Raw genomic sequence first — 23,052 nt, forward strand, 5'->3', positions numbered from 1 at the left:
ATAAGGATCAGAGACAGCCTTCCTGATCCTCACAGAGAATATCAATCGCTTTTGAAATCACCTCTGCCGGGCGCCCCACGGCATCCAGCACGAGAATATGTTCCTGAGCGGATGGCGCTTCCAACGTCCCCAACTGGCTGTCCAGCAGCGTAGCAGGCATGAAGTGCTTCTTGCGTCCCTTAAGGCGACGTTCAAGTTCCTCACGAGGAACCCTCAGGAAGAGGAATGTGACATCCACTCCCTCCTGCCTCAGAATATCACGATAAAACCCCTTCAGTGCCGAACAGGCCAGAATCCCGCCCTTGCCATCCCGCGCACGTTCCGCAAGCCAGCTCCGGCATTTTTCCAGCCAGGGCAGTCGATCTTCGTCCGTGAGCGGCTCTCCTGACGACATCTTTGCAATATTATGTGGAGGATGAAGCGCGTCACCTTCCTGAAAAGGCCATCCGAGCCGCGCGCAGAGTCCTTCAGCCACGAGTGTCTTGCCACTACCGGAAACACCCATGACAACCACAAGGCGAGGCGCGATACCGTTGGGACATGACTGCGTCATAGCCTGCTCTCTCCAGAATCACAGTTACGGCTCAGCATAATCACAGACAGGGAGCCAAACGCCCCCCGTCCATTGTCACAAAGAGAAAAGCTCACGCGCCAACAGTCAGATGGACAATACCCTCTCCACCAGCGACGATGGCGTCCGTTGCCATTCCGACAAACAGGCCACTCTCCACCACACCGACAATTGAGCGGATATCCTGTTCAAGACGTCCTGCATCGGAAATCACCTCGAAACGACAGTCAAGAATCAGATTGCCTCCATCACTGACAAAAAACGCCCCTTCCCGGTTCCGTCGCGGTGAAGCCTGTCCACCCAACCGCTCAATCTGACGTGCGGTTGATTCCCAGCCAAAAGACGTCACCTCAACAGGCAGAAGTGTTTTCATGCCCAGATGATCAACAAGTTTCGTATCATCCGCCACGATCACCAGACGGTCAGATGAGGCCGCGACAATCTTCTCACGCAGAAGCGCGCCACCAAGACCTTTGATAAGATTGAGCGTACCACGCTGGATTTCATCAGCTCCATCAATGGTCACATTGACCCTTGCATGTTCTCCAAACGTCGTGAGAGGAATGCCCAGTCCCAGCGCCTGCTTTTCAGTTGCCAACGAGGTCGGGATCGCCACGAAACGCAGACCTTCCTTGTGGCGGCGACCCAGTGCCTCCACGACAAAAGCCGCCGTACTGCCCGTGCCAAGACCGACAACCATGCCGTCTTCGACCATCTCGGCCGCAAACTCGGCTGCCTGACGTTTATATTCGCTCGCGCTCATCGTCCCGTTTCCCCTTCGGCCTGCCCCGCAGCGCCTCTGTCGATAATCCACACAATCTCGCCATCCGAGCGGATATGGCTGGCTGGCTCAGCCGGATCACCCGCACGAACCCTGCTCAGAACATCCGCCTTGGACGTCCCGGTCACGAGAAACAGCACATGCCGGCTGGACGCAATAGCCGGGTAGGTCAGCGTCAGTCTTGTGTGAGGCGCATCATCCGGCACACAGGACGCAACCCACCGTGTCTTTTCCTCCAGAACCGGCTGGCGTGGAAAGAGCGAGGCTGTATGACCGTTCTCACCCAGACCGAGAAGCACCACATCAAAGAGCGGTTTTCCGACCACAAGTGTTTTTGCACCATATGTCCGCTGAAGATCGACTTCATAGGCGCAAGCCGCCTCATCCGGGTCGCCATGATCCGGCATTGGATGAATGTTTTTCGACGGAACGGGAACATGCGCGAACAGGATCGACTGCACCATGCCGCGATTACTGTCGGGAGAGTCGGCTGGAACGAAACGGTCGTCCCCATAAAAGAACTCTGTCCGATCCCAGGGAAAGCGTTCCGCATAACCGGCATTCGCCATGAGCGCGTAGAGTTTGCGCGGAGTGGAGCCACCTGACAGCGCGATGCGGAACACTCCCGTTGCTGCACACGCTTTTTCCAGCAGGAAGTCGGCCACATACTGCGCCACGGCATCGGGAGTGTCCAGCACGATTTCCTGCGCCGTCATCACATCCTGTCCACTCATCGGCCCACTCCCAACCAGCACTCACCACAACGTTTTTTCAGGAAACCATCAGCATCTGTCACGCTGTATCACGTCTTATGCGTCTCCGGACCGCTGGCCGATGGCTCCGGTTCCTCCGAAACCGGATACGACACGATGTGCTGCCCTCTTGCTTCTGACACTACTCCTCAGGGTAGCGCGAAGCCTGCTCCCCTCCTGCTTTCAGGCAGCGTTGCCGCCAACCCGGGGAAGTATCCACCGCTCGACAGCCTTCGCCCATCCTTCGTTGTCGTCCGTATCCGTCGTGAAATGTGCGTGCGAAGCGACCTCATCGGTCGCATTGCCCATGGCGATCGACAGACCGGCGACATCGAACATCGGCACATCGTTCTGCATGTCGCCAAGGCAGGCGATTTCATGTGCCTCAAAACCCAGTTGCCGCCCGATTTCACGGAGCGCATACCCCTTGTTGGCATTGAGTGGCGTGATATCCAGATAATACCGCGCCGAAGAAGCAACACTGGCCTGACCTGTCAGCATCTGGCCAATCTCTCCCTGAAGACGGCCTAGAAGATCATAATCCGCGCTGGAACCGGTAATCTTGCCGACCTTGTCTTCCCACGGCCCAAAGTCCTTTACCACGACAGGAGCAAGCCCCAGAGCCTTCTGCTCCTGCGCCACATAGCCTCCCGCCTCGTCCCGGACGACCCAGTCGGAACCACAGAACAGCCAGCCATCGACCTCATGCACATCCAGCATGTCGATCGTCGCCTTTACCGCTTCAACCGGCAAGGTGAGCGTGGACAGGGTTTTCCCCTGCCCGTCCCGCACGATGGCGCCGTTCATGGCCGCGTAAGGTGTTTCGAGATTCAGCGCCTGATGATATCGCTCGATGCCCACAGGGGCGCGACTGCTGACAAGACACACCGCCACACCAGCGGCCCGCAGCCTGTCGATCATCTCGACGCTGCTGCGCGCCACCTGCTTTTCCGGTGTCAGAAGCGTGCCGTCCATGTCCGTCACCACGAGACGGACACGATCCGTCGGCGCAGGCTTCGCATCATGTCTTGCGATATCATCAACTTTCACAGCGCACTCCCCACGTCGCAGACAGGACGTTATTTCTTCTCGACGTGACCGCCAAAGCCAAACCGCATGGCGGAAAGAACCTTTTCGCCGTAGGTGTTGCCGCTGCGGGACCGGAAGCGCGTAAACAGCGCCGCCGTCATCACCGGCACGGGAACCGCTTCCTCTATGGCCGCCTCAATCGTCCAGCGACCCTCGCCGGAATCCTGAACCTCCCCGCTGAACTCGGACAGTTCCCCATTCCGGGCCATCGCCTCCGCCGTCAGATCAAGCAGCCAGGACGACACAACGCTGCCGCGACGCCAGACCTCGGAGATATCGGCCATGTTCAGGTCGAACCGCTCGTCTTCCGGCAGAAGTGGCGAGTTCTTGCTTTTCATGACGTCAAAGCCTTCAGCAAAGGCCTGCATCATGCCGTATTCGATGCCGTTATGGACCATTTTCACAAAATGGCCTGACCCTGCGGGGCCGCAATGCAGATAGCCCTGCTCGGCGCGGGGATCGAGGCCAGCGCGGTCACGATCCGGCGTTGGCGGAATATCGCCCTTGCCGGGAGCCAGCGCGCTCAGGATCGGGTCGATCGTGGCAGCCGCCTCTTTCGAGCCGCCGAACATCATGCAGTAGCCGCGCTCCAGCCCCCACACGCCGCCGGACGTGCCAACATCGACGTAATCCACGCCTTTTGTCTTCAGGGCGGCGGCACGACGGAGATCGTCCTTGTAATAGGTGTTGCCACCATCAATGAGAATATCGCCTTTGCCGAGCAGACCACCGACGGACTGAACCGCCGTCTCGGTGATATCACCAGCGGGTAGCATCAGCCAGACGACCCTTTTGTCGCCCGAAAGCTTCGACACCAGATCGGTTTCACTCACCGCGCCGACAGCACGACCGCCCTCGGCACGCTCCACGACCTTCTGCACTGTGGACGCATCGCGGTCATACACCACCACATCATGTCCATGACGGGTCAGACGGACAGCGATGTTTCCACCCATGCGGCCAAGGCCAATGATTCCAATCTGCATGTCTTTTCTTCCTTCCCGCCTCAGATCACGGCCCTGATGGCGGACGCGAGCGTCGCCAGACCCTTTTTCAGATCGCCCCTGATATGCACCCGCAATGCGCGGCGACCGCGCTCGGCCAGCACATCAAAGTCACCCCGCGCCTGCGCCGCCTTCACCACGCCGAAGCTGTAACGCTCGCCGGGGACCGGCAGATCGTGCGCGTCATCCGCCGTGATCTGGAGGAACACGCCGCTGTCAGGACCGCCCTTGTAGGCCTGCCCCGTGGAGTGCAGGAAGCGCGGGCCAAACTCGGCAGCAGTCGCAACCGTCTTGGCGTCACGGATGGCCAGACGTGTGTGCTGGATCCACTCGATACTGTGCCGGTCACGCTCGATATAGGCCAGCAGACCGACATAATCGCCAGCCTTCACGCGGTCGAAATGCGCCTTGAGAATCGCCTGCGCCGTATCGCCTTTCAGCGCTGCGGTGTTCTTCCTGTCGGCGAAGAATTCCAGATCACCATCCGTCGCGAACGGTGCTTCAGCCGGAAGCGCACCTGTCTCGTTATAGGCGGCGGTCAGCTTCTTGGTCTCAAGCTTGCTGGCTTCGACATCCGGCTGATCGAACGGATTGATCCCGAGGAACACGCCCGCGACCGCCGTGGCGATCTCCCAGCGGAAGAACTCCTGCGCAATCTGGCGACGGTCATGCAGATTGACTGTCACAACCGGCTGGCCTGCGTCGATCAGCGTCTTCACGGCCTCGTCCTGCTCGTGCGAGTGCTCGTTGGACAGACGGAAATAAACGAACAGACGGTCCTTGCCGTAATGCGTCGGGCCCGCCAGCGTTTCGTCGTCGATGGGGATCAGGCCCTTGCCGAGCTTGCCGGTGGACTCGGCAATCAACTGCTCGGCCCATGCGCCGAAATCCATCACCTGCTTCGTGGCGATGATGGTGATCTTGTCGCGTCCGAACTTTTCAGCACCAACACCGAACACCGTGCCAAGCAGCACGCCCGGATTGACGGTCGGCGGCACGCTGCCGTCACACGCCTTCACGCCATGTAGCGCGTCTTCAAGAAACAGCTTCAGCGGCACGCCGGAAGCAGCCGCCGGGACGATGCCGAAATTCGACAGCACGGAATAACGGCCGCCAATCTGCTTGTCACCCGCGAAGACTCTCCAGAAGCCGTCCTCTTTGGCCTTCTTCTCCAGAGCCGAACCGGGGTCCGTCACGGCGACGAAGTGTTCACCGGCCTTCTCGCCCAATGCCTTTTTCGCGACATCGAAGAAGTAGGACAGCATGATGTTCGGCTCCAGCGTGGAACCGGATTTGGAGGAGACGATGAACAGCGTCTCTTTCGGGTCGATCTTGCCTTCGAACGTGCGGACCTGCTGTGGATCGGTGCTGTCCAGCACGTAGAGATGGCCGTAGCCTTCATGCTTGCCGAAGGTCATGGCCAGCACTTCCGGACCAAGGCTTGAGCCGCCCATGCCCAGCAGCAGCACCTGTTTGAAACCGCGCGCCTTCACCTCCTGCTGAAAGGCTTCCAGTTCCGGCAGCGCCTTCAGACGGTCAGCGACAACACCGAGCCAGTTGAGCCACTTCGCCTCCGGCCCATTCGTCCAGACCGCAGCGTCCTTCGCCCACAGACGACGGATCAGGCCACCCTTGCGCCACTCCTCCAGACCGGCCTTCACCGCGTCGTCAAAATCTTGCGGCAGTGACAGCTTCGTTTTCGCCAGTCTGTTACCGAGAAGTTCATTCCGCTTCTTCGCCACCGAGCCAAGCAGGGCGTCGAACGCCTCTTCGAATGAAACCACGCCTTCATCGACCAGCTTCGTCGTCATGCCGTCCAGATCAAGGCCGAGACGTTTCACTTCCGCCATGACGTGTCTGGCGTCATCGAGATTCTCTTCCAGCGAATCACGGGGCGTTCCGTGATCACGGAACGCGTCCAGCGTCGCAGGCGGGATCGTGTTGACCGTCTCGGGACCGATCAGCTCCTCGACATACAGAACGTCGCTGTAAGCCTTGTCCTTGGTGCCGGTTGACGCCCAGAGCAGACGCTGCGGCTGCGCGCCTGCCGCCTTCAGTTTCGTCCAGCGATCGCTCTTCATGATCTCCTGCCAGTGCAGGTAGGCCATCTTCGCGTTGGCAATAGCGACCTTGCCACGAATGGCCTTCAGAGACTCCGCGTCCTTGTCGCCAGCCTTGATCCGGCGATCGATCTCACCATCGACTTTGCCATCCACGCGGCTGACGAAGAAGGAGGCCACGGACGCAATGCCCGCAACGCTTTTGCCTTCCTGATGACGCGCCTCAAGGCCTGACAGCCATCCTTCGACGACCGCCTTGTACATCTCCAGCGAGAAGAGCAGCGTGACATTGATGTTCACGCCATCAGCGATCTTCTGCTGGATGGCCGGAATGCCTTCCTTCGTCGCCGGGATCTTGATCATCAGGTTCGGCTCGGACACTGCCGTCCAGAGACGCCCGGCTTCCTCGATGGTGCCGACCGTGTCCAGCGCCAGATAAGGCGAGACTTCAAGACTGACATAGCCGTCGATACCCTTGGTCTGTTCAAAGACCGGCTTCAGCAGCTTCGCCACTTCCCGGATATCTTCAATCGCCAGACGCTCATACAGTTCACCGGCTGAGACAATCTCCCTGCCGAGCACGTCCCTGATCTGGGCATCATAATCCGTGCCCTCGCCCATTGCTTTCTGGAAGATCGCCGGGTTGGACGTGACGCCCTTGACGCCATCCTGCTTGATGAGGGCCGCCATCGACCCGTCCCGCGTGTAACCCCTGCGCACAAAATCCAGCCAGGGCGACTGCCCGAACTGTTCCAGAGCACGTAAAGGGCTTTTTCCGTTCACGGATGATGCGTTCATCGAGCAATTCTCCCCGGCAGCAGCAACGGAACCTGCCGATTCATTCATTCAAAAAAACCTGCATCCGAATCCGGATGCAGGACTGGTTTCCTACAGCGCTAGTTGCCGACGGGCAGCCGCCAGAACGGTCTCAACCGTAAAGCCGAACTTCTCCATCAGCGCCGAAGCCGGAGCCGACGCACCGAAGCTGTTCATGCACACGATGTCACCCGTCAGACCGACATAACGATGCCAGCCGATGGGCGACGCCGCCTCGACAGCCACACGCGCTGTAACTGAAGGCGGTAACACCTCATCACGGTAGGATTGTGGCTGCTCCTCGAACAGTTCCCACGACGGCATGGACACGATGCGCGCGGCAACCCCTTCCGCCTCCAGTTTCTCGTAGGCTTCAACAGCCAGAGACAGTTCGCTACCGGTGGCGATCAGGATGACCGAAGGCGTCTTGCCGCTGTCACCCAGAACGTAACCGCCCTTCGCCACACCGGCGGCGGACGCATACTTGCTGCGGTCCAGTGTCGGCAGGTTCTGACGACTCAGCGCCAGTACGGCGGGACGGTCACGGAAGGGAATCAGCGTGCGCCATGCCTCGGCGACCTCGTTGGCGTCACCCGGACGGAGGGTGACAACACCCGGTGTCGCGCGAAGCTGCACAAGCTGCTCGATCGGCTGGTGCGTCGGACCATCTTCGCCCACCCCGATGGAGTCATGCGTGAAGATATAGATCGCGGGCAGATGCATGAGAGCCGACAGACGGATCGGAGCCTTCATGTAGTCGGAGAAGATCAGGAAGCCCGCGCCATAGGGACGCAGACCCGAGAGCGCCATGCCGTTGACGATGGAACCCATCGCATGTTCGCGCACGCCGAAATGGAAGTTGCGACCGGCGTAGCTACCGCCCCATGCTTCCGGCTGGAACGATCCGCCATCCTTGATGAGAGTCTTGGTGGACGGCGCGAGGTCGGCGGAGCCGCCGACCAGCCACGGAATGTGCTTCGCGACAGCGTTCTGCACCTCACCGGAACTGGCGCGGCTGGCAGTACCTTTCGCGTCCGTCGGATAGGTCGGGATATCGGCATCCCAGCCCTTCGGCAGTTCGCCGGACAGGATCAGATCAAGTTCAGCCGCCTCGGACGGGAACTGCTTGCGATAGGCCGAGAACAGATCATCCCACGCCTTGCTCGCCTTGGCGCCGCGTGCGCCAAGGCCTGCCTGAAAGTGGTCGGTCACGCCCTCGGGCACGTAGAAGGATTTGTCTTCCGGCCAGCCATAGGCGCGCTTGGTCGCGGCGATTTCCTCGCCGCCCAGCGGCTCGCCATGTGCGGCGGCGGTTCCGGCTTTCTTCGGCGCGCCCCAGGCGATAACCGAATGAACGACGATCATCGTCGGTTTCTCGGTCTCCGTCTTTGCCTCGACCAGAAGCTTTTTCAGCGTTTCCGTATCATTGGCGTCCTTCAGGACCAGAACCTGCCAGCCATAGGCTTCGAAGCGCTTGCCGACATTTTCGGTAAACGCGATATCGGTCGAACCTTCGATGGAAATCTGGTTGGCGTCATACATCCAGACCAGATTGCCGAGCTTCAGATGTCCGGCCGTGGACGCCGCTTCACTGGAAATACCTTCCATCATGTCGCCATCACCGCACAGCGCATAGACATGATAGTCGAACAGCGGAAAACCCGGCTTATTGAAGCGGGCTGCGAGCCATTTCTCGGCGATCGCCATACCGACGGAATTGCCACAGCCCTGTCCGAGCGGGCCGGTGGTCGTCTCGACGCCTGCCGTATGGTGATATTCCGGGTGCCCCGGCGTCTTTGAATCAAGCTGGCGGAACTGCTCAAGGTCGGCGACCGTCAGAGATGGTGCATCCAGCACCTTGCCATTCTTCACATCGCGGATGCCGCTGAGACAGATCAGCGAATAGATCAGCATCGACGCATGGCCGACCGACAGCACGAAGCGGTCGCGGGCAGGCCAGAGCGGGTTGGCCGGGTCATAGCTCAGCACGTCCTGCCAGAGCGTATAGGCTACCGGAGCAAGGGCCATCGCGGTGCCGGGATGGCCGGAATTCGCCTTTTGCACCGCGTCCATCGACAGGGTGCGGATGGTGTCAATGCAGGTGCGGTCGATCGTGTGACCCGCGGCTCCGCCCGTTTCAGGCGCCCAGGTCGCACTGACCATACCGCTGGCCATACCGTTTCCAGACGCGGCGTGGAAAGAACGCATTGTAACCGATCCTCTATCAATCAGGCCTGCAACGGATCATCTTCCGTTGCGGCGGAAACCCTCCCGGCACGAGAGGGCCATACCATCACACGCCCCTTTTGCCTCGACAAGGCAGGCACAGGGACACCACACACGGAACTCAGGGACTCAAGCCGTCAAGACCGCCCCGGTTTCCGCCATCACGAGTTTGTGAGACTTTCTCTCAACCGCCCGCAGCCAGCGCACGCGCGCCGATATCGCGCCGCCAGACGGCCTCTTTCCAGCGAATGGCGGAAACACCCTGATAGGCGGCGTCAATGGCCTCCTTCAACGTAGGCGCGATCCCACACACCGCCAGCACGCGCCCACCGGACGAGACCAGATGCCCCTGCGGATCACGCGCCGTGCCCGCCTGAAACACCCGCACGCCCGGCACGGCTTCCGCACGATCGATCCCCTCGATCAGGCCACCTTTTGCATAATCACCGGGGTAGCCTTCCGCCGCCATGATCACCACGGCAGAGGCGTCATCCGAGAAAGTGACCTGCACATCCCCCAGAGAGCCCTTCGCCAGCGCCACGAGGGCGGGCAGCAGATCAGATGTCAGACGAGGCAGCAGCGCCTCCGCTTCCGGGTCACCGAAACGGACATTGTATTCGATCAGCTTCGGGCCTTCGTCTGTCAGCATCAGACCAGCGAAGATCACGCCACGGAACGGCGTCCCGCGCTTCACCATTTCGGCCAGCATCGGGCGCACCAGAAGATCGAGCGCTTTTTCCTGCGCCACTCGATCAAAACCGGCTGGCGGCGAGACTGCGCCCATTCCGCCAGTGTTCGGACCCGTATCGCCATCGCCGATACGCTTGTGATCCTGCGCCGCACCGATCAGCACAGCCGTCTCGCCGGAGCAGAAGGCGAAGAGCGAGACTTCCTCGCCCACCATGCACTCTTCGATCACCACCGAATGACCCGCAGCGCCCAGCTTGTTGGACGTCATCATGTCGGTGACGGCGTCTTCGGCTTCCGCCGCCGTCTGCGCCACAACCACGCCCTTGCCCGCCGCCAGACCATCGGCCTTCACAACAATCGGCGCACCGCGACGACGCACGAAGGCGATGGCATGAGCCGGGTCAGTGAAACGCTCCCATTTGGCGGTTGGAATGCCTGCCGCGTCACACACTTCCTTGGTGAAGGTTTTGCTACCCTCCAACTGCGCCGCCGCTTTTGTCGGTCCGGCGCAGGGAATCCCGACTTCAGCACAGGCGTCAGCGAGTCCGGCGACCAGTGGCGCTTCCGGTCCCGGCACGACGAGGTCGATGCCTTCTTTCTGCGCGAACGCCACCAGCGCCGCGACATTATCCACCGCGATGGCGATATTCGTGCCGCACAGGGCCGTGCCCGGATTTCCGGGAGCGATATAGAGCTGCGTAAGGACTGGCGACTTCGCCAGCGCCGCCGCGAGCGCATGCTCACGACCACCCGAACCAACCAGCAGGACTCTCATCGCATTACCTTCTTTCCGACCACATGGATTGCGGCTCTTGTTGAGAACGCAGCGTCTGTAGCATAGGGTCGCGTCATGGACGATGGCTCTCCAACACCTCCCCCCGCCTTTCCCGGCGTCAATGTGCCGGAATATTCGGTCTCCGAAATTTCGGGAGCCATCAAACGCACCCTTGAAGGGACGTTTGGCAGGGTGCGGGTGCGTGGCGAGATCACGGAATTCAAGCGTTACAGCTCGGGTCATCTCTATTTTTCACTGAAGGACGAGGGCGGCAAAATCTCCGGCGTGGTCTGGCGTGGTTCCGTGTCACGTCTCGGGCTGGTGCCGGAAAACGGGCTGGAGATCATCGCCACGGGCCGCGTCTCCTCCTACGGCGAACGCTCCAGCTATCAGTTGATCGTCGAGAAGATGGAGTATGCGGGCGAAGGTGCGCTGCTCGCCCGTATCGAACGTCTGCGTCTGAAACTCGCGCAGGAAGGTCTGTTCGACCCCGAGCGCAAACGTCGCATCCCCCGCCTGCCGCGCGTGATCGGTGTCGTCACCTCCATGCAGGGCGCGGTGCTGCACGATATCCGCACCACGGTCGCCCGCCGCTTTCCCCGTTATCTGCTGATCTGGCCTGTCGCTGTGCAGGGCGAAGGGGCGGCGGAACAGATTGCAGCAGCCATTGAGGGATTCAGCCTGCTGGGTCGTCCCGGTCCGGGCGAGAACCTGCCCCGTCCGGACGTGCTGATCGTGGCTCGTGGCGGCGGCTCGCTCGAAGACCTGATGGCCTTCAATGACGAAGCCGTTCTGCGTGCCGTCGCGGCCTGTCCGATTCCACTCATCTCCGCTGTTGGACATGAGACCGACACCACTCTGATCGACTTCGTCTCCGACATGCGCGCCCCCACGCCCACAGCCGCCGCCGAACTGGCCGTGCCGGTGCGCGACGAACTGCTGGCGGATCTCACGCACCGCATCGCCCGTATGGGAAGCGCACTGAACCGGATCGCACAGACCGCACGCCTGCGGCTGGATCGTGCGGCTTCAGGTCTGCCGGACCTGCCTTCCCTGCTCAGCACGGCGCGGATGCGGCTGGATGACCGGTCGCACAGGCTGGACCTCGCCCTGCCCGCACTACTGGAACGCCGCAAGGCGGCTCTGGTCGCAGCGGAACGGCACATGCCCGCACCGTCGGCACTGTTCAGCGACCGGCGCTCCCGCCTTTCTCTGGATAATGCGGCACTGGACGCCGCCATGACAGCCTCCCGCCGCGCTGCCGAAGCCCGTCTGGGACGCCAGCGTCTGACTGCCGCTCCCTTGCAGGCCCTGTGCCGGGAACGACAGGCCCGCCTGCTGGGCGTCGGGAATGTGCTGGAATCTGTCTCGCCACGCGCCGTTCTCGACCGTGGTTATGTTCTTGTCCGCGATATGGCGGGCGATGCCGTCACACGCGCTGCCGGGCTGAATTCGGGTCAGCGCGTCACGCTTGTTTTTGCTGATGACGAGCGCCTCGCCCGCATCGAAGCACCCAAAGATACGGCTCAGGGAGCCTTTGATCTATGAAGAACATACTCAAAAATCTGAAGTCGATTAAACCGGATTTCAGCAGGATCGCATCCCCTGACGCCGACGGCGCCGAAAACCGTCCCGAAAAACTGATGTTCATCCTCATGATCGTGCTCGCCACCCTCTCGATGCTGATCTACATCGGCGGATCGTTTGTGAACGCCTTACGCATGTCACAGCAACCTTCCGCTGTGGAGCAGAGTGTGCCAGCGACGCAGTCAAACGGCACGCGACCATAATGGTCTGGACCAGCTTTCTGAAAAAACTTCACCAGAAACTTCTCATTATGCGGAATTTCCCGAGGACGTCTGATGGCTTGCAAACAGGAGGCAGAGTGGGGGCCGGGGCGACCCCCTGAACACCACCAAGCCAATATTTGCAAGATATACCAATATTTTTCCAGACAGACCTCAGTGGGTCTCCACGTCCTTAGACTCGATCCTCAACGCTCCGTGTAACGTACATGGATTTTCCCGACACCCTCACATTCTCCTTCGAGCCTGTCTCCGATTTTCACCGGCCCGACACCGGACGGCGTGCCGGTAAGAACAAGATCGCCCGGACGCAGTTCGACAAAACTCGAAAGAATGGAAATGATTTCCGGGATCGGCCAGATCAGGTCGCTGATATCGCCCTGCTGGCGAGCCGTCCCATTGACGGCAAGACTGATCCGCCCCCTCACCAGATGCCCTGCCTGTGTCACCGGCACGATAGGGCTGATGGGACAGGACTGATCGAAACCCTTGCTCATATCCCAGGGCTGCCCCGACTTTTTGGCGACGGCCTGAAGATCGCGCCGTGTCATGTCCAATGCCAGAGCGTAGCCGAACACATGATCCAGTGCTGACTGCACCGGGATATTCACGCCCTGCCGACCGATCGCCACAGCCAGTTCAATTTCGTGATGAAGATCTTCCGTGTGCAATGGATAGGGAAGAGCCTCTTCCATTGTTATGGCATCGGCAGGTTTTGCAAAAAATATCGGAAGGTCGTGCGCCGGATCACCACCCATTTCCCGCGTATGCTCTCCATAATTCCGTCCAACGCACCATATCCGGCGAACCGGAAACCGTGCGTCAGTCTCACGAACAGGAATGGACGGAATCGAAACAGGCTCAAAGAGATAAGACATGGGCAAAATCCGTTCTTTTCGGAAAGGATAGCATCAGCCTGAACAAAATTTCATCGGCGATTGAATCGGCTCTCATGATTGTGTGAGGATAAGCTCACCTCAGAGCGCGACATCGGCTCAGATGAAAACTTCCATAAGCCCACAGGCAAACACCCGCCTCAGAGAGACGGGTGTTTTCAGAATCCGGCTATCCCGGCCAATTATCGATCTTTCCGTCTTATTCGGGTGTGACCAGATCATAGTAGCTCTGATCAAGCATGAAGTGTGGTGAATAAGCCGGATCATGCTGATAAATCGCATGATCACCCCAGTAATGATGCATATGCTGCGTCTCGGCAAAGAATCGCGCTTCATGCTCGGGACGGTCATCACTGCCACGCGAGACACTCTCATGGTGCACAGCCAGAAAATTGTTGCACTGGACAATACGCCAGCCGGCTTCACGCATCTTCAGGCAAAGATCGACGTCGTTATAAGCGACTTTCAGATTCACCTCGTCAAAACCACCGACTTCTCGGAAGGCTTCGGCCCGTACCAACATTCCTGCCGCCGTGACAGCCGTGACTTCGTGAGACAGGATCGCACGGGAAATATAGCCATATTCGTGCGCCTGTAATCCCCGATGCACATGCGTCGCCACACCGTCAGGTCCCACAACGACGCCGACATGCTGGATCGCACCGTTGGGATAGACAAACTTTCCGCCGACGGCACCGATATCCTCGCCAGCCATCGCCTCTCCCACAATGGTTTTCAGCCATTTGGGATCATCCACGAAAAGATCATTGTTCATGAAGAAAAAGAATTCGGACGAACTTGAAGCGACGGCAAGATTGTTCAGACGTGAGAAATTGAATTCCTCGCGGATCGAAAGAACCTGAATGCGCTTGTTGCGGGACATCTCCTTGCAGAAAGCAAGCGCATCCTCATCCGTTGACCAGTTATCAACCAGAATGATGTCGTAGGCCTTGTAATCCGTATGTTCCAGAATGCGGGAAACACATTCCCGCGTCAGATCGGCCTGATTGCGGAACGGAATAATGATCGAAACCGTCGGCTCGCGGTTTATGCCCCACCATACATTATAAATGGTCAGGTCATTGATCGCCTCGACCTGCGCAACATGCCCGACACGCCTCAAATGATCGGCAACCGCCCGAACACCCGCATTCACGGCGTACTGCTTGTTGCTGATCGTCATCGCGGTCGAGTTCGGCGTTTTCCGCCAGTGATAAAGAACCTCCGGAACATGCAGGAAGCCCTCCCGCGGCACGATCTCCGTCAGACGCAGCATCAGGTCATGATCCTGCGCGCCGTCATAACTGGCGTTCAGATCACCCACCTGCTGTAAAACCTCATTCCGCACCATAGTAAGATGGCAGATGTAGTTGCATCCCAGAAGATACCGGTAATCAAAATCAGGCTTGAAATTCGGCTCAAGGAAGTAGCCTGCCTGATCGACCTTGTCCTCATCAGAATAAATGACCTGCGGATCAAGTCCGGCCGCTGCCTGCAACATCGCTTCCAGCGCCACATCGACCATGGCGTCGTCATGGTCGAAGAAGGCGACCCACTCGCCTTTCGCCGCCTTGACGCCTTCATTGGTCGCTCCGGAAATTCCCAGGTTTTTCTTAAGGCGGATCAGCTTTATGCGAGGATCATTCCGGCAGTATTCCGCCATCCTCGCCGCGACTTCCAGAGACTTCCCGCCGTCATCGACAATAATGAGTTCCCAGTTGCTCCATGTCTGCGCCATCACCGATTCAACGGCGGCGATGAAGTCCGTCATATCCGGTTTGTAGGTCGGACAGATGACGCTCACCAGCGGTCCTTTGGCGACAAAGTCTGCGCCAAGCTGCTGCCGGCGTTCCGCTACCCGAGCCCGCAGCACATTGAAGTAGCGACGCGCCCAGTTGTCATAATCACCAAGATTGAAACGCTGTTCGGGAAGCAGATTGTTTATCGTCGCGCGTAGGGAGGAAATCTCACGATGCAGCCTCGCGATGGTTTCGCTGACACCAAGCAGATGCTCTTCCAGTTTGTTATCGACCAGTGATGTGGAGATGGGACTGCCCATCAGCTCCATATCACCCGGCACCGCGAAAAAGCGGATTGTCCGCGTGCCCGTCTGGCGACGATGCTTGGGAATGACCAGTTCGAAACCGCAATTGGCGTCGCCACCGACAGCAGCCGCGACATCGCCACGAAAACGGTCTGCACGGATACGGGCGAAAGGCGCACCGTCGATAAAAACCGCGACCTCGCACTGACCTGTTCTGGACCCATCCGCCGCATTGATGCGCTGCACCCAGCCACGCAGCGCGCCGCGCGAAAAACCGTCCACACAGGATTCGTAATTGAACTGCGGCTGAAAAGTGACTGTGATATCTTCCTGCTTGATCGAACCGTCATCTGTCACCAGACAGGGCACGATGGACCGGTTCGGGAACCGCAGGCCGACCCGATGCTCCTTTCCGTCGGCAAGGGCGTCCGGCAGCCTGAAGGAAAAACCCAGATTGGGCGTCATGACGCCGATATTTTCCTGCACATCGGTCCGGGGCAGATCACAGGTCACCGACCCGATTTCCTGTCCGTCAACAATGACATGGAGGGTCGCAGGCACACGCGGCGCGGCCAGATTGCACGCCCACCCCTTTACCTCAAGACCATCCAAGCTATCAAAATAACCAATGAACTGTGTAATTTGACGGGAAGTCGGCAGGGGAGCTTTCATGAAAATCCTCGTTTCCCTGGCGTGCGCCAGAAAGCACACTCCAGGACAAAGCACTGTCCGGAAGGCATATTAAAAACATCCTTCCATCAGAACACACCAATTCAAAACACACTCTTCACGCAGAACGCTCTGAAAGAGGCCTGAAACGCCGCGACCGCAAGGCATGATCAGGCATAATTCCCGATCACCGTGTGGAAGCACGTCTTCTGCGGCGTCACGACATTACAGCAGAAGCCTTAACTTCCAGAAAACGCCGCATGGCATGACGCGCCCGGGACGCATCCCCCCCAAGGCGGATCAGACTGCCGATCTGCAGGGGATTACGCAGCAGCGATGACATCAGGGCTCCCGCACCCAGACCGCCATCGGGTGAAAGCGCAATACCGGCAGCAGGAGGCAGTGTCCGCTCCGCCGGATCACACACCACGCGCAGCACACCGAAAGGCCGCTTCACGGCCTGCGCCGCCTCCGCCAGAAAACCACTCTCCATATCCAGAGCGCAGCAGCCGCTTTCCATGGCCAGACGCTGCTTTTCCTCGGCGGTCAGCACAACGACATCACTATGCAGCAGCGCACCCGCCACCACTCCGGGCGCCGCATCCGCTCCAAGACGGCGACGCACAGCCGGTGAACAGGGATAGAGCCTGCCATCTGCGACCACAGCGTCCGGCACGAGAATTGTGCCGGGTCTGAGCGCAGGGTCCAGCCCCGCCGCCAGTCCGAACGACACGACGGAAGGCACACCTGAAGCAATCAGCCGTGCGGCTCCTTTCTGTGCGCCTTCCCTTGTGGCCCCGCTGATCGCGACTGGCGACCCGGGAAAAAACTGTCGCAGAAGAGAGGCCTCGGCCTTCAGTCCCACAAGAAATCCGATATCGGCAGGAGGAGGAAGGCTGTTGTTCATGGTCAGAAACCGTAGCTCACCTGGCCGGAGTTGCTGCTCTTGAGATTCCGGTAGCGTGACACAGCCAGAAGCGGGAAGAACTGCCTGTAGCCATGATACTTGAGATAGAACACCTTGGGGAAACCAACGGCGTTATAGGGGTCTTCCTCCCATTCGCCATTGTCACCCTGCTGCTTTGACAGCCATGCGATCCCCCGCACCACGGCCGGATCATCGCGACGACCGACCGCCATCATGCCCAGAACCGCCCACGCCGTCTGGGAAGGCAGGCTTTGCTTGTACTGGCCACGAGGACCGTCTTCATAGCTCTCACAGCCTTCGCCCCAGCCGCCATCTGGACGCTGAACGGAGCGGAGCCACTCCACGGCGCGCACCACCATCGGATCATCATGGGAAATACCGGCTGCGTTCAGGGAGCACAGGACGGACCATGTACCGTAAATGAAATTGGTGCCCCAGCGGCCGAACCAGGAACCGTCCTTCTCCTGATCGCTCCGCAGATATTCCAGAGCACGTTCAATCACCGGACGATCCTCGGCGTGACCAAGCTGCGCGAGGAAAGAAATACAGCGCGCCGTCACGTCGGCTGTCGGGGGGTCCAGAAGCGCACCGTGATCCGAGAACGGAATATGGTTCAGCAGTTCCTTGTCATTATCGATATCAAAAGCGCCCCAGCCACCATTGGAGCTCTGCATGCCGATAATCCACTTACGGGCCCGTTCGATCGCCTCGTCATTGGCGGGATCGTTCTGGCGATGCAGCAGCATGCCGACAACCGCCGTGTCATCCACGTCAGGATAATAGTCATTGCGATACTGGAAAGCCCAGCCGCCCGGCTCAAGGTCGGGCTTGTTGATGGCCCAGTCACCCTTCACGTCGAGAATCTGACGGTCACGCAGCCATTCCGCCGCCTTCGCCATCTTCTCTTCCGTTTCCTTCCGGGCGATGGGGTTGGGACCACTGGCCGCTTCCATCATGGCGTGCCCGGCCAGCCCGGTATCCCAGATGGGCGACACGCAGGGCTGGCAGTACACTTCATCCCCGTGATCGACCAGAAGCGCCCTGACCGACTCCCACGCCGTATCGGCCCTAGGGTCGCTGTCCGGCACGCCCATGGCGCGATACATCATCACAGTATTGGCCATCGCCGGGTAAATCGCGCCGAGACCGTCGATGCCGTTCAGACGCGGCTCGATGAAATCGACTGACGCCTTGATGGCCTTCTCATGCACTTTCTGCGGGATCAGTTTCACGACCGGACGCAGAACCTGATCCAGCACCTTGAAGGCATGTCCCCATTTGGAGCGGTAAGGGCCCTTGATCCAGTCCTTCACCTGATCCGGCGGCGTGACGAACAGTTCCTGCACATGCACGCCGCGCGGATTGACCGCCACCGGACGCAGCGCCGCCAGCACCAGCAGCGGGGCGATCACGGTGCGCGACCAGTAGGACATGTTCCAGACCGAGAAGAACGCCGAGCGCGGTAGCAGCATCAGCTCGACCGGCATGACCGGCGTGCCGTGCCATGGAACCTCTCCGAACAGCGCCAACTGGAAACGTGTGAAAACGTTGCTCCGCTCGGCGCCGCCATGATCGAGAACGGCCTGACGGGCGCGCTGCATGTGCGGTGCGTTGATGTCGTCACCAATGCATTTCAGCGCATAATAGGCCTTCACCGTCGCGGAGATGTTGAAATCGCCGTCATGGTAAAGCGGCCAGCCACCGTGCTCGCCCTGAATACGCCGAAGATAGACGCCGATCCTGTCTTCCAGAGGCTGGTCGATCCGGTCGAGGAAATGCTCCAGCAGGACATATTCCGCCGGAATGGTGGCATCGGCTTCAAGCTCGAACACCCAGTGACCATCGTCATTCTGCTTGCCGCCCAGCGCCGCATGAGCACGCTCGACCACACGGTCCAGTTCACTGGAAGTCAGCTCGCTGTAAGCCGCTCCCGTGTTCTCGGTCGTGGTGGCAGAGTTCGTTACATCGTCCAGCATGGCCTGCTGTCATTCCCCCAGTAGAAACACGCTTCTTCAGAAACCGTGTCAGTCGTTAACGCAATCCACGGTCTTGCCGTGATACCCAAGTCAGAATCGGTCAGACACCATCAGTCGGATATGGAGCCGCGAAGCCCGAGCGCCTTCACGGCGGCGACGCCGGAACGGATGGAACCGTCAATCGTGGCGGGCAAACCCGTCGCCGTCCAGTCCCCGGCCAGTGCCAGATTGACAAGCCCCGTCGCCGCACCCGGCCTTTTCCGCAGTTGCGCAGGCGTGGCGGCAAAGGTCGCACGCTTCTCCCACACGAGCCGTTGCAAGGGCGGCTCGGCGGGAAGCGGTCCCGCCAGAAGTCCGTCCATCGCCTGACGGACCTCCTGCCATATCTGTCGTCCAAGCTCTTCGGGATCACGGTCGGCATAACGGTTCGCGGCGCTGACCGTGACCGAGAGGATGTCGTCCTTGAGGAAAATCCACTCCGTCACAGCGCCCACAACGCCGACAAAGCGGGTCTTGGCGAATGCGCCGACCGGCACCGGAGGCCGTTCAAGACGGAAATGCGCGTTGAAGATGCCCTCAAACTCATCCGGCACCACCAGATCGGGCAGCGCCTCTTTCAGCAGGCTCGCCGCCACGGGCGCTGTGACAGCCAGAATGACCGCATCATCCTCGCCAACGTCGATTCGTTCGTCTGGGAAGATCAACGCCGCGACACGGCCGTTCGCGGTTTCGATACCGGTGACACGCCGTCCGGTACGGACCTCTGCCTTCAGAATGGACAGGTGCGACAGAGCCGGGTCCACAAGGCTCTCGGACAGGCCGACCTTAGGGAAACGCGGCAGGCAGGCACGCCCACCCTTGGCCAGCGATTCGCTGATCACATGGCCGAGCAGAGCCGCGCTGGCTTCATCGCTCGGCGTGTTGAGCGCCGCAATGGAAAATGGATCGAGCAGACGACGCGAGAACTCGCCAGGCAGCAGGCAGTCGGACACGACCTGATCGGGTTTCGCGTCAATCAGACGCTTCAGGCTGAGCAGCTCACCCAACTTCATTCCCGGCACACGCCGGTTCGGGCTGAACACCCACCACGGCACCCGCCCCATGGAGAGGTCCAGCGTCCACACGCAGGGCTTCCTGAGGTCCACAAACGGAAAAATCGGCTGCTCCGGCCCCTGCAACGTGTTCAGAGCACCGATCAAGCCCATATATCGGAAGACAGCCTCGTTGGCTGTCAGCAGCAGGTGGTTGCCGTTGTCGATCCGGCAGCCCAGCTTCTTGTCCTCGTAGGAGCGGGCGCGTCCACCGCAGGCGGGACCGGCCTCATGCACGATGACATGCTGCCCGCTACCCGCGATCTCGACGGCAGCGGACAGTCCGGACAGCCCCCCACCGACAATATGAACCCGACGCGCCATCCGTATCAGGCCGCGAAAGCCTGCACGACGCCGACCGCCTTGCTGACCTTGGAGACTGCCAGCGGTGCGCCGACATGGTCCCAGCCCCGCTTTGTCAGGGCATTCAGGATCGCCAGATAGCAGCCGCCCATCATACGCGCAGGCATCATGGCCTTGCGGTCACATTTCTTCATGGCCCGGAACGCCTGACGGAAATGATCCTGCGCCCGCACGGAGAGAATCCGCATCACACCAGCCAGACCGGGAGCCGTCAGAGCCTTCTGCGGATCGGCAGGCACGTCAAAACGGGCCAGAAGTTCCTTCGGCAGATAAAGTCGGCCAATCCGCGCATCTTCCGCAACATCACGCAGGATATTGGTCAACTGGAGCGCACGGCCAAGGTGATAGGCCACCTTCTCGGCATGTTCCGAGCTGTCGCCGAACACATGCACGGAAAGACGTCCAACAGCGGAAGCCACGCGGTCACAGTAAAGATCGAGCGTCTCTTCTGACGGTGCGACCACCGGCCCTGTCGCGTCCATGATCATGCCGTCGATGACAGCGTCGAAATCTTTCTGCTTGAGCGAAAAGAAGCGGATGGCGGCATGCAGCACCCGGTCCAGCGCATCCTGCGTCTTGTCGTCGTACAGGCGACCGATACGCTCACGCCACTCATTCAGGCGCGCCTCGCGGTCTCCTGCGTGTTCCGGACCGCTAAGGGACGGCACGTCGCCATCCGCGATGTCATCCACCATCCGGCAGAACGCATAGATCGCATACATGCCATAGCGGCGGTAAGGCGGCAGAATGCGCATTCCCGAGGCGAATGACGTTCCCGCCTGCCGCACGATCGCCTCGACCCGCGCAAGGTCGGTCGGATCACAGCCGAGCGGTGTGGGTTCGTCATGCGTTCCGAGTGCGTCAGTCATGGCATCCTTTCCTGAACGGTTCCGTACCGTCCAATAGTCCAGCGGGAGCAGACACTCCCCTGTATCCTGCCTCCGGACCCGTCTCCAGCAGGCATGTCAGTTCTTCCAGCCCCCGAGAGCGGCGAGCGCCGCCCGCGCGAAATCGGCTTTCGTCAGCGCGACCCGCTCCGCCAGCGGATCTCCCACTCGCAGACGGGCTGTCAGCAGGTGCGCCAGCTTGACGACCGCGCCGCAATACATCCGCATCCGGCGATCTCTTACCTGACGAAGCAGCCCGAGAGCCACCCCGTTCAGACGGTCTGTCTCGTCGAGCATTATGTCGAAAACGCGACGCAACGACGGAGACGTCGTGTTTTCCAGAACAGCCTCTACACCGAGCCCCTGCGCTACAAGAAGGTCCAGCGGCACATAGCTCCGCTTCAGAAGGAGAAGGTCTTTCTGACAATCCTGAAGATGATTGAGAATCTGGAGCGATGTGCAGAGCGCGTCGGACGCCGGGAATGTCCTGTCACTCTCACCATGCAGACCCAGCAGAAAGCGTCCGACCGGATTCGCGGAGTAACGGCAGTAGCGGTCGAGTTCAGCCTGAGAGCCGTAACGCGATTTGACCGCATCCTCCCGGAACGCGACCAGCAGATCGGTCGCGACCTCGAACGGCAGCCCGGTGCGCAGCAGCATCTCACGGACACGCGCGGCGGAACGGGCGTCCTTGCGGTCAGGCGCCTCCGCCCGACCGTGCACGATGTCTTCCATCGCATCCAGACGCGCCACTTTTTCCTCTGGCGTCAGTTGATCGCTATCGGTCACGTCATCGCTGAACCGGGCGAAATCATAATAGGCATGCACATGATTCCGCAGGGCGGGCGCAAACAGCACCGATCCGACAGGAAAGTTCTCGTCCGACTGTCCTTTGCCGGACGAGACATCAGGCGCGCGCCACGGGTCTATCCTGTCACGGGCGACGATAGCCCGTACGTCTTCCACTGACAGGCTGTCTGACAGAAGGGCTGGCTCCGCGTGCGCGGCTGATGAGGAATCCGGAAACATGGCGGGGTGGTTTACACGCTCCGAAGGCTGCTGCCTACACTTACCACAAGGTTACTTCCGCCGGATGAAAGCGGACAGCCAACCGCGTCTCCCGGCAAACCCATCCACAGGAGCCCCGCACCATGACAAATCCCTCTCTTCCGCGCGTCGGTTGCGGCGCCGCGATCTTCCGCAACGGGCAGCTTCTGCTCGTCAAAAGAAAGCGCAATCCCGAAGCCGGATACTGGGGACTCCCCGGCGGCAAGGTCGATCCCTATGAGACAATTACCAACACGGCGGCGCGCGAAATCGACGAGGAACTGGGCATCCGGATTCAAGCTCCCGAGTTGCTCTGCGTCGTGGATCAGATTGATCGGGCCGGAGAGCAGCACTGGGTCGCGCCGGTTTTTCTGGTGGAGACCTTCATCGGCGAACCCGCCATCCGTGAACCGGAGGCGCTAGCCGGAATGGGCTGGTTCGACCTGTCTTCCCTGCCCTCACCACTGACCGAGGCGACACGACAGGCGCTTCTGGCCCTGAACAAGCGTTCAGAGCGTCGCTGAGCCTGCTTACCCTTGCTCCTGTTCTGTCCACGCCAGTTCTCTGACAGAAAATAGCCTT

The 23,052-nt window shown here is 60.1% G+C and carries 18 protein-coding genes; 3 read left to right on the plus strand and 15 right to left on the minus strand.

Annotated elements, in window-relative coordinates; all coding sequences use genetic code 11:
- Positions 1-7 precede the first annotated feature (7 nt).
- From LKE90_RS08890 to purD, 8 genes are all read right to left on the minus strand, one after another.
- Positions 8-553: a gluconokinase gene (locus LKE90_RS08890; protein ID WP_291493301.1), complete on the minus strand. Its 546-nt coding sequence runs from the start codon at positions 551-553 to the stop codon at positions 8-10.
- Between the two features lie 91 nt (positions 554-644).
- Complete coding sequence (rpiA, locus tag LKE90_RS08895) at positions 645-1,334, minus strand: ribose-5-phosphate isomerase RpiA (protein WP_291493299.1); 690 nt, start codon at positions 1,332-1,334, stop codon at positions 645-647.
- A complete protein-coding gene (gene pgl / locus LKE90_RS08900; RefSeq protein ID WP_291493297.1) occupies positions 1,331-2,086 on the minus strand; it encodes a 6-phosphogluconolactonase in 756 nt (251 codons plus the stop codon). Before pgl ends, rpiA begins: the two co-directional genes overlap by 4 nt.
- A 201-nt stretch (positions 2,087-2,287) precedes the next feature.
- Positions 2,288-3,154, minus strand: coding sequence for an HAD family hydrolase (locus tag LKE90_RS08905; RefSeq protein WP_291493295.1), 867 nt, complete (start codon positions 3,152-3,154; stop codon positions 2,288-2,290).
- A 29-nt stretch (positions 3,155-3,183) separates the two neighbouring features.
- On the minus strand, positions 3,184-4,179 hold the full coding sequence (gnd, locus tag LKE90_RS08910; RefSeq protein ID WP_291493294.1) for a phosphogluconate dehydrogenase (NAD(+)-dependent, decarboxylating): 996 nt from the start codon (positions 4,177-4,179) through the stop codon (positions 3,184-3,186).
- Between the two features lie 20 nt (positions 4,180-4,199).
- Positions 4,200-7,055 (minus strand): bifunctional transaldolase/phosoglucose isomerase, encoded by a 2,856-nt coding sequence (locus LKE90_RS08915; protein WP_291493292.1) that lies wholly within the window; start codon positions 7,053-7,055, stop codon positions 4,200-4,202.
- 90 nt (positions 7,056-7,145) lie between these two features.
- Complete coding sequence (gene tkt / locus LKE90_RS08920) at positions 7,146-9,236, minus strand: transketolase (RefSeq protein ID WP_407066091.1); 2,091 nt, start codon at positions 9,234-9,236, stop codon at positions 7,146-7,148.
- A gap of 247 nt (positions 9,237-9,483) precedes the next feature.
- Positions 9,484-10,764 (minus strand): phosphoribosylamine--glycine ligase, encoded by a 1,281-nt coding sequence (gene purD, locus LKE90_RS08925; RefSeq protein WP_291493289.1) that lies wholly within the window; start codon positions 10,762-10,764, stop codon positions 9,484-9,486.
- A 75-nt stretch (positions 10,765-10,839) separates the two neighbouring features.
- Between purD and xseA the strand changes: the two genes are divergently transcribed.
- Together xseA and LKE90_RS08935 are read left to right on the plus strand one after the other, a co-directional pair.
- The gene (gene xseA / locus LKE90_RS08930) at positions 10,840-12,312 is read left to right on the plus strand and encodes an exodeoxyribonuclease VII large subunit (RefSeq protein ID WP_291493287.1); all 1,473 of its coding nucleotides are present in this window, start codon (positions 10,840-10,842) and stop codon (positions 12,310-12,312) included.
- A complete protein-coding gene (locus tag LKE90_RS08935) occupies positions 12,309-12,554 on the plus strand; it encodes a hypothetical protein (protein WP_291493286.1) in 246 nt (81 codons plus the stop codon). Before xseA ends, LKE90_RS08935 begins: the two co-directional genes overlap by 4 nt.
- A 203-nt stretch (positions 12,555-12,757) precedes the next feature.
- Here LKE90_RS08935 and LKE90_RS08940 read toward each other — a convergent pair whose 3' ends face one another.
- From LKE90_RS08940 to LKE90_RS08970, 7 genes are all read right to left on the minus strand, one after another.
- Positions 12,758-13,447, minus strand: coding sequence for a fumarylacetoacetate hydrolase family protein (locus LKE90_RS08940; RefSeq protein WP_291493285.1), 690 nt, complete (start codon positions 13,445-13,447; stop codon positions 12,758-12,760).
- 217 nt (positions 13,448-13,664) lie between these two features.
- Positions 13,665-16,181: a glycosyltransferase family 2 protein gene (locus LKE90_RS08945; RefSeq protein WP_291493283.1), complete on the minus strand. Its 2,517-nt coding sequence runs from the start codon at positions 16,179-16,181 to the stop codon at positions 13,665-13,667.
- Positions 16,182-16,395: 214 nt separating this feature from the next.
- On the minus strand, positions 16,396-17,085 hold the full coding sequence (locus tag LKE90_RS08950) for a phosphorylase family protein (RefSeq protein WP_291493281.1): 690 nt from the start codon (positions 17,083-17,085) through the stop codon (positions 16,396-16,398).
- A gap of 2 nt (positions 17,086-17,087) precedes the next feature.
- On the minus strand, positions 17,088-19,082 hold the full coding sequence (gene shc / locus LKE90_RS08955; RefSeq protein ID WP_291493280.1) for a squalene--hopene cyclase: 1,995 nt from the start codon (positions 19,080-19,082) through the stop codon (positions 17,088-17,090).
- Positions 19,083-19,192: 110 nt separating this feature from the next.
- Positions 19,193-20,497, minus strand: a complete 1,305-nt coding sequence (gene hpnE, locus LKE90_RS08960) for a hydroxysqualene dehydroxylase HpnE (RefSeq protein ID WP_291493277.1) — start codon at positions 20,495-20,497, stop codon at positions 19,193-19,195.
- Positions 20,498-20,502: 5 nt separating this feature from the next.
- Positions 20,503-21,405 carry a presqualene diphosphate synthase HpnD gene (gene hpnD, locus LKE90_RS08965; RefSeq protein WP_291493275.1) on the minus strand — a complete coding sequence of 301 codons (903 nt, stop codon included), beginning with the start codon at positions 21,403-21,405 and terminating at the stop codon, positions 20,503-20,505.
- A gap of 96 nt (positions 21,406-21,501) precedes the next feature.
- Positions 21,502-22,452 carry a squalene/phytoene synthase family protein gene (locus tag LKE90_RS08970; RefSeq protein ID WP_291493273.1) on the minus strand — a complete coding sequence of 317 codons (951 nt, stop codon included), beginning with the start codon at positions 22,450-22,452 and terminating at the stop codon, positions 21,502-21,504.
- A 122-nt stretch (positions 22,453-22,574) separates the two neighbouring features.
- Here LKE90_RS08970 and LKE90_RS08975 point away from each other — a divergent pair, with 122 nt between their 5' ends.
- Positions 22,575-22,994, plus strand: coding sequence for an NUDIX hydrolase (locus LKE90_RS08975; protein ID WP_291493271.1), 420 nt, complete (start codon positions 22,575-22,577; stop codon positions 22,992-22,994).
- The last annotated feature ends 58 nt before the right edge of the window (positions 22,995-23,052 follow it).

Source organism: Acetobacter sp. (assembly GCF_022483985.1).
Taxonomy (GTDB): domain Bacteria; phylum Pseudomonadota; class Alphaproteobacteria; order Acetobacterales; family Acetobacteraceae; genus Acetobacter.